The organism is Microcystis sp. M44BS1 (assembly GCF_020244875.1).
In the GTDB taxonomy this organism is placed as follows: Bacteria; Cyanobacteriota; Cyanobacteriia; order Cyanobacteriales; family Microcystaceae; genus Microcystis; species Microcystis panniformis.
The window spans coordinates 1-9,446 of record NZ_JADBVM010000110.1 but is presented as its reverse complement, the minus strand read 5'-3'; the positions used below and the strand labels follow the sequence as shown (position 1 = coordinate 9,446).

Below are 9,446 nucleotides of genomic sequence, written 5' to 3'. Positions count from 1 at the left end.
GTACAACCCGTGCCGATTTTACTTCTCCCAGAGAAGATAATAATTCTTCGAGATAATCTTTGGCAAACTGGTCATGAATAAATCTAGTCATAGGTTTATCTAACGTGATTTAATAACTTATCTCGCAATTGCTTAATGCGATCACGATATTTAGCCGCTGCCTCGAATTCTAGATTTTTCGCCGCTTCTTTCATTTGCGCTTCTAATTGTTGAATTAACTCGGGAATTTGTTCTAAAGAAAGTTCTTCTATATTCTCACAAACCTGCTCTAATTGTTGGGAATTTAGGCGACGAGAAATATCCAGAAAAGCCAAAATTGAATTACTCGACCTTTTAACAATCGGTTGCGGAATAATCCCATGTTTCTGATTATATTCCTCTTGAATAGCTCGCCGTCTCTTGGTTTCTTCGATCGCATTAATCATACTATCAGTGAGATTATCTCCGTAAAGAATTGCCTGACCGCGAATATGACGAGCAGCCCGGCCGATAGTTTGAATTAAAGAGCGGGTAGCCCTTAAAAATCCTTCCTTATCTGCGTCTAAAATCGCCACTAAAGACACTTCCGGCAGGTCTAAACCCTCGCGAAGCAAATTTACCCCGATCAGCACGTCAAAGACCCCTTCTCGCAGGTCTTGGATAATTTCAATCCGTTGAATTGATTGAATTTCTGAATGTAGATATCTAACTTTAATTCCCCTTTCTTGCAAGTATTCGGTTAAATCTTCGGCCATGCGTTTAGTTAAAGTGGTAATCAAAACCCTTTCATTTAAACGCACTCGCTCCTTAATTTCCCCTAATAAATCATCCACTTGTCCCTCGGTTGGTCGCACAAAAATCTCCGGGTCTAAAACTCCCGTCGGTCGGATAATTTGCTCAACAATGCGATTTTCTGACTGTTCTAATTCCCAATCTCCCGGAGTGGCCGAAACAAAAATACATTGATTAACTTTCTGCCAAAATTCCTCCGACTTCAAAGGACGATTATCGGCTGCACTCGGTAAACGAAACCCGTGATCGATCAAAACTTTTTTTCGTGATTGATCGCCATTATACATCCCGCGAATTTGCGGCACACTGACATGAGACTCATCCACAACTAATAACCAATCTTGGGGAAAATAATCCACCAAACATTCCGGCGGTTCCCCCGCTAACCTACCCGCTAAATGCCGCGAATAATTTTCCACGCCATTACAATAACCCACTTCCTGCAACATTTCTAAATCATAACGAGTCCGCTGATCCAACCGTTGCGCTTCCAGTAATTTGCCCGCTTTTTCTAACTCCAATAAACGCTTATCTAACTCGGTTTTAATATCCCGACAGGCTACCTCTAAACGTTCCTCCGGGGTAACAAAGTGACGGGCCGGATAAATACTAATTCGCTCTAATTTTTGCAAAACTTCCCCCGTCAGGGGATCGAGATAACGAATACTTTCAATCTCATCGCCAAAAAAATCAATTTTAATAACCCGATCCTCGTAAGCGGGAACAATTTCCAAAATATCGCCCTTCAGACGAAAACGGCCGCGAGTTAACTCCAAATCATTGCGATTGTACTGCACTGACACCAAGGCCCGTAATAATTGCCTTTGGTCGAACTCTTGACCAACTGTTAAGGAAATCGCCGCTTTTAGGTATTCCGCTGGCATTCCCAAACCATAAATACAACTAATCGAAGCGACGACGATCACATCCCTGCGTTCAAACAGCGAGCGCGTGGCCGAATGGCGCAGCATATCGATCTCATCATTAATCGAAGAACTCTTTTCGATGTAGGTATCGCTGACGGGAATATAAGCCTCCGGTTGATAATAGTCGTAATAGCTGATAAAGTATTCCACGGCGTTATTGGGGAAAAATTGCCGCAATTCGTTACATAATTGGGCAGCCAAGGTCTTATTATGGGCTAGGACAAGGGTAGGCCTGCCAATTTTCTCGATCACAGCGGCAATGGTGAAGGTTTTGCCGGTGCCAGTTGCCCCCAAGAGGGTTTGGAAACGATGCTGGTTTTGCAGGGAATCTACTAATTTATCGATCGCTGCCGGTTGATCCCCGGTGGGTTGAAAGGGTGCTTGTAGTTGAAAAGCGGTCATTAGCGGCTAGGTGTAGAGAACAGGCAAAATAAATTATCAATCAAATTACCAACACTGATAGGGTTTTGGGGAAAGAAAGATGTATCTTAATATTAGAGAGGATTTTAAAAAAAGATTAAAAGTCTTCGAGAATACCCTAAACTTAAATCTTATCGTTTCCCCGAAGCTATTAACGGAAAGGAGTATCAGGTTATGACGGTGGAAAATCTAGAAACGAACGGGACTCAAACCCCAGCAACTACAGAAGAAAAAACCAGCAGCTCACGCGGTAAAGCTACTACAGCTAAAACCGCCAAGGATAAAGAAGTGGTCGCTCTTTCGGTCAAAGGTAGTGCCGATAAGGAATCCAAGGGATTAAAACTCTATCAACCCGAAGACCGATTACCGGAAAATCGTCCCATCGGTACTAGCCATCTTCATTTTAAAGAAGATGAAATGTTACCCGGAGGCCGTCCCGTGGAAGTTAGCCATCTGAAAGTGGTTAGTACCTATTCTTCCGTCGGTAGCGCTCGTCCCGTGGTCTCCAGTGGTATGGAAGTTAGCAGCACTCTAGCGATCTCTGGCAATCGTCCGATCGCTCTCAGTCATCTGCACATTAGCGAAACTTATACAGTCATGGGGAATCGTCCCGTTGCTTCCAATGAAATCGATGATCCCGAAACTTTAATGGGATTTTTGGATTAATTGTTTTGTTGATCAAGATGGATTTTTTCCCTGTCCCGGACAGGGAATTTATTTTTTCTAGCCCACCGTTTTTAATCCCGATGCTGTTTAAGCAAAAATTTTTCTTAATTGTCTCGTTTCTAATAGTGGTTTTCTGCGGTTTCGGATTATTAAATTTTACCTACGATGCTTCAGTTTCAGCGCAGCAGCAATATTATCAGATTCGATCGCTTCATAGTCGCGATGGTATCGGTAAATTTTATCTAGGACGGGAAATCGCTCAAGTCATGGGACACCAAGAAATGTTATGGTTAGAACGTCCTAGTCGCCGTTTCACAGAAAAACCCGATGATCTGATCACGGCACTAGATTTAAAACCCACAGATCTAGTGGCAGATATCGGCGCAGGTACAGGTTATTTTAGTTTTCCTATGGCGAATTTAGTAGAACAAGTTTTCGCTGTCGATGTGCAACCAGAAATGTTAGGGGCAATTGATTTTTTAGCCGAGGAAAACCAAGTTAAGAATGTCACCACAATTCTCGGGACAGAAACCGATCCCAAATTGCCTATAAATGCGATCGATTTAGCTTTAATGGTCGATGCTTATCACGAGTTTTCCTCTCCCCGCGAGATGATGGAGAATCTGGTCAAATCCTTAAAACCCGATGGTAGGGTGGTATTAGTAGAATACCGTCGAGAAAATCCCCTGATTCCCATCAAAGCCCTTCATAAAATGACCCGCAGACAGGTAGAAAAAGAAATGGCCGCTGTTGGTTTAGTGCCAGAAGAAATTATCGAGACTTTGCCCCAACAACATTTAATTATTTTTCAGAAAACAAATTCAAATTAGCAAGTTAACCCAAGCTAATCCACGGGACTGTCCTTTTGGATTAATACCTCACCAGCGATTAAACGTTGGGCTGCCGACAGTAAAACATCCTCAATATAGGGCTTGACAAAATAACCTTTTGCCCCTTTAGCAGCGGCGAGATGCTGCATTTTTTGCGACCCTCGCGAGGTAATCATCGCTACTGGTATCCCCTGAAGTTGTTCATCCTCTTGCAGACGAGAGAGCAATTCTAACCCATTCAGGCGAGGCATTTCCAGATCGCAGAGAATCAGATCACAAGCTAATCCAGCCCGTAATTTTTCCCATGCTTCTAAACCGTCTCGGGCCTTTTCAATGCGATAACCAGCTTTAACCAAAGAAATCGCTAACATTTCCCGCGCCGTTACCGAATCATCGACAATCAAGACCCGAGGAGTCGATTGTGCAAAGAAATTAGCGGGATTACTGTCAATAATCGTTGTATCCGTGGATAAAGACCGATTAGAAGTCGCTTTAATACTATTAGCTAGTAACACTTCCCCCGCAATCATTCTTTCAGCCGCCGAGAGTAAATCTCTTTCCGTGTAGGGCTTGGTAAAATAACCACTAGCTCCTAATGTCGCCGCCACCTGACGATGACGTTCCGCTCCTCGGGAAGTCAATAAAGCCACGGGAATCGACGCTAATCGGGGGTCTTTTCGCAAATTATAGAGTAATTCTAGGCCATTCATGCGGGGCATCTCGATATCGCAGAAAACGATATCACAGGGCAAACCGCCGCGTAATTTTTCCCAAGCTTCTTGACCATCCCGGGCCTGTTCCACACGATAACCGGCTTTACTAAAGCTTGAAGAGAGCAATTCCAGGACAGTAATCGAATCATCGACAATCAGAACCATAGCCTCCGATTTTTGGCTAGTTTCCACCGCTACGGGAGGGACAGGTTGGCGCCAAAGACCACCGTTATCGGTACGCAGACGACCCCTGGCGATGTCAATTAACTCTAACACATCGCCGATCGGCATCACCGTACCATCCCCCAAAACCGTCGCCCCAGCAATCCCAGCCGTTTTCGGAATCGGTCCTTCGATCTGTTTGATGACGATTTCCAGTTCACCGATCACTTGATCCACCTGTACTGCGAGGAGATTATTACCACCGCGCAGGATCACGATCGAAAAAGAGTCTTCCTCCTGTTTGCTAGTATAAAAACTACCGCGACTTAGTTGCCGATTGTAGGAAAGCAATTCGCTCAAGGGTTGGAAGGGTAGTAAAGTATTTTGCCAGAAAACGCAGCGCCGTCCCTCCCGATCGATTTGCATCTCGCTGGCCCGGAAATCCTTCATATCTTCCACTCCGTCCATGGAGAAACCGATGCGGGCATGATTACTAACACAACAGAGGGCCTTACAGATAGTCAGGGTTAGGGGTAAACGGAGCGTAAAAGTGCTTCCTTTGCCCAGTACCGAGTCAATAGTAACGGTCCCGCGCACATCGATTAAACTGGTCCGCACCACATCTAAACCCACCCCACGACCGGAAAAATCATCGGCCTGATCTTTGGTACTAAAACCGGGGTGAAAGAGGAGTTCATAGACTTCTTGGGGACTGAGGTGTTCAGCTTCCTGAGAGCCGATCAGGCCTTTTTCGATCGCCTTGCCTTTCACCTGATCAGCATCAATACCGGCCCCATCATCACTAACGGTGATCACGGTTTGATTACCCTGTAGGAATGCCCCCACAGAGATGGTACCGAGGGCGGGTTTCCCTTTGGCCAGGCGTTCTTGGGGTGATTCAATGCCGTGGGTGATCGCATTGTTGACCAAATGGGTCATGGGACTATTCAGATGTTCGAGGATCATCTTATCGATGAGAACATCACCCCCTTCCACTTTTAATTTGGCTTGTTTATCGAGTTTCAGGGAAATATCGCGAATTGCCCGGGGTAGGCGATCGGCAGTTTGACTAAAGGGAACCATGCGCGATTTGGTCATCCCTTCCTGTAGTTGAGTGGTGGCCTGTCGCAGACTGTGCGTCACCTGATCGGTTTCATCGACGACAAATTGAAGATCAGAGGCCGATTCTCGCACTCGTACGATCAATTCGATCATCTCTTGGGATAATAAATGGAAATCGGTAAAACGGTCGATCTCTAGGGCATCTAGTTGACCAGCCATGGCCGAATCCCCCTGATTTTCTCCCTGAACTCTACCGTAACCGATGGCACCACCGTAATTGCGACTAGCCAGTAAAGCCCCTTCTAGGAGGCTTCTTTCATAGAGATCCTGCATCCGAATGCCCACATCCCCCAGATGTTGGACGCAGGTTAGCAAATTATCTAAAAAGAGACGCAGGCGATCCTGTTCCTCTTCCAGGCGATTGCGTTTAACCACCAGTTCCCCGATCAGATTGCTGAGGTTATCCAATTGTTTGATCGGCACCCGCATCGTCTGTTCAAAAGCTTTACTGACAAGGGGACGCAGGTTTTTTGACCCGACTGGTGAACTGACACTGGCCGCCGGATTTGCTGCCATCACCTGATTGGTTTCTTCGAGGAGTTTTTCTAAATCCTTGAATTCATCCTCTAGGAGGCTTTCTGGCGCAATTTCCAGTGATTCTAACCCTGTCAGAGGTTCCACCGCCGCCACCAGGTCCACTGCTGGGGATTCCCAGAGAAGGACCCCTAGGGATTCAAAGATGTCTGGTAGTGGCGGTTGCGCCGGTGGCGTGGGTTTTTCCAGAAAAGCTTCTAAGTCTTCGAGGCTGTCGTAAAAATTAGGGTGGCTGATGGCTATAATTGCTTCTGAGTCTGCATCTGCTGCATCTTCTAGCAGCAGAGATGCGAGATCATCCCCATCTTCCAGTTCCGCCTTGGCAGCCGGCTCACGGGTAGAATAAAGATTATTAGTCGGGGCATCTTTCCAATTGATGCTATCGCCAAACAGTTCCTCTAATTCCCTTTCCGAGGTCAAGGAAGACGGGGTTTGGCTAAGAGAGTCCCCAGATCTGGCTGCTGGAGAGGGACTCTGCTCCAATAAAAAGCTGAGTTCGTCTAGAGCCTCATTACCGTCGGCGTCTTTGTCTTCTAAACTCTCTAACAACTGTTCGATATCTTCGTTAAAGAGATGATCCGAGTCGGGTTTCATCATGATTTGCTTCCTGCCAAGTCTTCCTTTTTGGTTAACCAATACGGTCTCTCTAGCTTCAGATTACCCAGAATTTTACTCGATAACTCTATCCTTTAGCAATTTTTTTATGGCTAATCAAACTCTTGGACTCGATCAACAATTTTACTCCTATTATCAATCTATCTGTCTGCGAGAATCTCCGATTTTAGCTCAATTACGTCAAGAAACTGCCTCTCAACCCCTGGCAGTCATGCAGATTGCCCCCGAACAAGGTCAGTTTCTGGCTTTTTTGGTACAGGTGATCGGGGCGAAAAAAGCCCTAGAAATAGGGGTTTTTACTGGTTATAGTTCTCTAGTGGTGGCCTTAGCTTTACCCCCAGAAGGCAAGCTCATCGCCTGTGATCTGAGCGAAGAATATACCAGTATAGCCCGTCGTTATTGGCAGCAGGCCGGTGTCGCTGATAAAATCGATTTAAGAATTGCTCCGGCCCTGGAGACTTTAGATCAATTAATCGCCGGGGGAGAAGGTAATAGTTTTGATTTTGTCTTTATCGATGCCGATAAAAGTAATTATGATCCCTACTACGAACGGGCTTTACAATTGGTCAGAAAGGGCGGAATTATCGCTATCGATAATGTTTTTTGGTCGGGACGGGTAGCGGCGGCCGATAGCACCGATAATCGCACCAAAATTATCCGTTCCCTTAATGCCAAAATTCAGCAGGATGAACGGGTAAATATCAGTATTATTCCCATTGGTGATGGTTTGACCCTGGCCATGAAAAAGTGAAGAAGTTAAGGGGGATTAGAAAAGCTTTTGCTCTTCACAATTAGGGTTGATTTTTGTTGTCTAAATCTAGTCACCAGTTCCAAACCAGCCACGGCAACGCTACATCCCTTAATATCCTTAACGACAGCACTAAGTTATCAGTTCCACGGAGAGGGTGGGATTTGAACCCACGTTAGGTGTGACCCTAAAGCAGATTTCGAGTCTGCCGCATTCAACCACTCTGCCACCTCTCCACAGGGTTTGAGTCTGGATTATTATTTTAACAGATTACTTGCCCTAGGATTGATTTTTTTTATGAATCAAGCTCCTTTTCTTCCAGTTAACCATCCCCGGCCTAACTTTCTCCACTGGTTAGGGAGTCTCTGGAAATTTTCCCGTCCCCATACGATTATCGGCACTTCTTTAAGTGTTTTAAGTCTGTATTTAATTGCTTTAGGCAATATTAGCGATTTTTTTAGCCATTGGTCGGTTTTATTGCTCACTTGGACTGCTTGTCTTGCGGGTAATGTCTATATCGTCGGTTTAAATCAGTTGGAAGACATCGACATCGATAAAATCAATAAACCCCATCTTCCCCTAGCCAAGGGCGAATTTTCTCGGTTGACAGGGGGGTTAATCGTGGGGTTAAGCGGTATTTTAGCAATTATACTGGCTTTTATCGGTGGTTTTTGGCTGTTAATCACCGTGGGGATTAGTTTACTTATCGGCACTGCCTATTCCTTGCCACCAGTGCGTTTAAAACGCTTTCCCCTCTGGTCCGCCTTCTGTATTTTTACCGTCCGGGGTGTCATCGTTAATTTAGGTCTTTTTCGCCACTACAACACAGTTATTAATCAAAATCAGTCTATCTATCCCTCGGTCTGGGTTTTAACAGCTTTTGTTCTCGTTTTCACCGTTGCGATCGCTATTTTCAAGGATGTTCCTGACCTAGAAGGCGATCGCATTTACCAAATTACCACTTTTACCCTGCTGCTCGGCCCAGAAAAAATCTTAACAATTTCCCTATTGACAATTTCTCTGTGTTATGCAGCTATGATTGTCGTCGCTCTCTTGGGGATAACGGGAATTAATTCTTCTCTGGCCATTGTCGCCCATCTGCTCCTACTTGTTCTTCTTTGGTGGCGTAGTCGCAGAGTAAATTTAGAAGATAAAAGCGAAATCAGCCAATTCTACCAATTTATTTGGAAATTATTCTTCCTGGAATACCTGATATTTCCCCTTGCTTGTTTAATATGAAAACATCTCCTTTTTTAGCGGCCATTCCCTTACTTTTGCTAGGTGGTACAAGCGCACCTAGTCAAGAAACTATCAATCCGCAATTATTAACCGGCAACCTTCGTTTAACCCTGAAAAATGGTGTTTGGAAACTGTGGCAAGATCAACCCGTTTATCCAAAGATGGATGGAATGGAGACGCAGCTAGTAACTGGAATGCACGGGCCAGAGGTGCGGCAGGTTTAGCTAGTTTAGCGATTCTCAGGGAAGATTTACCAGCCGATTCTCTCTATTCTCCCTCGGCACAGGTGGAAATGGCCAAACGTCACATCGAACGCTATTTTACCACAGCTATCGGCGATCGAGGATTTGGCACGGAAGGAGATTTATACACCACCGAACCCATGGTTATTTCTGTTTTTCCTTTTTTGCAAGGGTATCGAAATAGTCTCGGATTAGACTTAGTAACTGGTTCTTCGGCAGCCCAATTGATCCCCCATTATTTAACCAGAATTGTCCCTAAAAATGGTCAATTATTGATTGCTGCTTATGGCAGACATCAGATGTTTGTAGGAGTATCTTTATGGTTCTTCCGAACTTACAATGTAGAAAATTCCCCAAGCTCCCTCTCTGTCCAGCAATGCTCTAAAGTTGATAAATATCAATCTAACAAAAACTCAAAGCTTTACTATACAAGCTTTACAAGCATAAGTTGTTAATAG

At 45.0% G+C, this 9,446-nt stretch carries 8 protein-coding genes, 1 tRNA gene and 1 pseudogene; 6 read left to right on the top strand and 4 right to left on the bottom strand.

The window, feature by feature from the left end:
• A pseudogene (locus tag IM515_RS08035) lies at positions 1 to 91 on the bottom strand (flagellar assembly protein H); the annotation flags it as partial.
• Positions 92 to 95: 4 nt separating this feature from the next.
• Complete coding sequence (gene uvrB / locus IM515_RS08030) at positions 96 to 2,099, bottom strand: excinuclease ABC subunit UvrB (protein ID WP_287628183.1); 2,004 nt, start codon at positions 2,097 to 2,099, stop codon at positions 96 to 98.
• 192 nt (positions 2,100 to 2,291) lie between these two features.
• On the opposite strand from uvrB, the gene IM515_RS08025 reads away from it, so the two are divergent.
• On the top strand, positions 2,292 to 2,783 hold the full coding sequence (locus IM515_RS08025) for a hypothetical protein (RefSeq protein ID WP_271992474.1): 492 nt from the start codon (positions 2,292 to 2,294) through the stop codon (positions 2,781 to 2,783).
• Between the two features lie 80 nt (positions 2,784 to 2,863).
• On the top strand, positions 2,864 to 3,613 hold the full coding sequence (locus IM515_RS08020) for a class I SAM-dependent methyltransferase (protein WP_287628184.1): 750 nt from the start codon (positions 2,864 to 2,866) through the stop codon (positions 3,611 to 3,613).
• A gap of 14 nt (positions 3,614 to 3,627) precedes the next feature.
• Here IM515_RS08020 and IM515_RS08015 read toward each other — a convergent pair whose 3' ends face one another.
• Entirely contained in the window at positions 3,628 to 6,741 is a 3,114-nt protein-coding gene (locus IM515_RS08015; protein WP_287628182.1) for a hybrid sensor histidine kinase/response regulator, read from the bottom strand.
• A gap of 106 nt (positions 6,742 to 6,847) precedes the next feature.
• On the opposite strand from IM515_RS08015, the gene IM515_RS08010 reads away from it, so the two are divergent.
• On the top strand, positions 6,848 to 7,510 hold the full coding sequence (locus IM515_RS08010) for a class I SAM-dependent methyltransferase (protein ID WP_287628180.1): 663 nt from the start codon (positions 6,848 to 6,850) through the stop codon (positions 7,508 to 7,510).
• 146 nt (positions 7,511 to 7,656) lie between these two features.
• Here IM515_RS08010 and IM515_RS08005 read toward each other — a convergent pair.
• Positions 7,657 to 7,743: transfer RNA gene (locus IM515_RS08005), tRNA-Ser, on the bottom strand.
• Between the two features lie 61 nt (positions 7,744 to 7,804).
• Here IM515_RS08005 and IM515_RS08000 point away from each other — a divergent pair.
• The 3 genes from IM515_RS08000 to IM515_RS26115 are packed head-to-tail and all read left to right on the top strand — an operon-like array spanning position 7,805 to position 9,443.
• Positions 7,805 to 8,746, top strand: coding sequence for a homogentisate phytyltransferase (locus tag IM515_RS08000; protein WP_287628179.1), 942 nt, complete (start codon positions 7,805 to 7,807; stop codon positions 8,744 to 8,746).
• The gene (locus IM515_RS26120) at positions 8,743 to 8,970 is read left to right on the top strand and encodes a hypothetical protein (protein WP_287628178.1); all 228 of its coding nucleotides are present in this window, start codon (positions 8,743 to 8,745) and stop codon (positions 8,968 to 8,970) included. The genes IM515_RS08000 and IM515_RS26120 overlap by 4 nt, the downstream gene beginning before the upstream one ends.
• The gene (locus IM515_RS26115) at positions 8,880 to 9,443 is read left to right on the top strand and encodes a hypothetical protein (protein WP_287628177.1); all 564 of its coding nucleotides are present in this window, start codon (positions 8,880 to 8,882) and stop codon (positions 9,441 to 9,443) included. Before IM515_RS26120 ends, IM515_RS26115 begins: the two co-directional genes overlap by 91 nt.
• Positions 9,444 to 9,446 lie beyond the last annotated feature (3 nt).

What these genes read in the sequence shown, in the direction of transcription:
- IM515_RS08025 (WP_271992474.1), top strand. Translation starts at nt 2,292, where the DNA reads ATGACGGTGGAAAATCTAGAAACGAACGGGACTCAAACCCCAGCAACT.
- IM515_RS08015 (WP_287628182.1), bottom strand. Translation starts at nt 6,741, where the DNA reads ATGATGAAACCCGACTCGGATCATCTCTTTAACGAAGATATCGAACAG.
- IM515_RS08020 (WP_287628184.1), top strand. Translation starts at nt 2,864, where the DNA reads ATGCTGTTTAAGCAAAAATTTTTCTTAATTGTCTCGTTTCTAATAGTG.
- IM515_RS08010 (WP_287628180.1), top strand. Translation starts at nt 6,848, where the DNA reads ATGGCTAATCAAACTCTTGGACTCGATCAACAATTTTACTCCTATTAT.
- uvrB (WP_287628183.1), bottom strand. Translation starts at nt 2,099, where the DNA reads ATGACCGCTTTTCAACTACAAGCACCCTTTCAACCCACCGGGGATCAA.
- IM515_RS26120 (WP_287628178.1), top strand. Translation starts at nt 8,743, where the DNA reads ATGAAAACATCTCCTTTTTTAGCGGCCATTCCCTTACTTTTGCTAGGT.
- IM515_RS08000 (WP_287628179.1), top strand. Translation starts at nt 7,805, where the DNA reads ATGAATCAAGCTCCTTTTCTTCCAGTTAACCATCCCCGGCCTAACTTT.